Genomic DNA, 289 nt, shown 5'->3' on the forward strand with positions numbered 1-289 from the left:
GTAATAGGGCCATCACCCGGCTCACCTAAAAATCGGTTTGCAGGAATAACCCCAAGCTCACCATTTATTGCTAACACTCCTCTATCAAAAGGTATTGTTTGCTTACTGTATTCAAGTTCGTAAATCAGTTCACTATTGTCGTTAATATACCAAGCTACTGATGGGCTAACGCCTTGTTTGGTTTTTTTAATGGTGTCTCTAAAGCTATTTGAATCTTCATAAAAACCGATCAGTCTAATTGCAACATCATCAGAAACCCCTGTGGTGTAATCTATATCAGCCCTATAAG

General features: G+C 38.8%; 1 pseudogene. It reads right to left on the bottom strand.

Features of this window, described 5'->3' with window-relative positions:
- A pseudogene (locus AAEY88_RS12885) lies at positions 1 to 289 on the bottom strand (TonB-dependent siderophore receptor); the annotation flags it as partial.

This window comes from Psychrobacter sp. CAL346-MNA-CIBAN-0220, from assembly GCF_040309805.1.
GTDB lineage: Bacteria > Pseudomonadota > Gammaproteobacteria > Pseudomonadales > Moraxellaceae > Psychrobacter.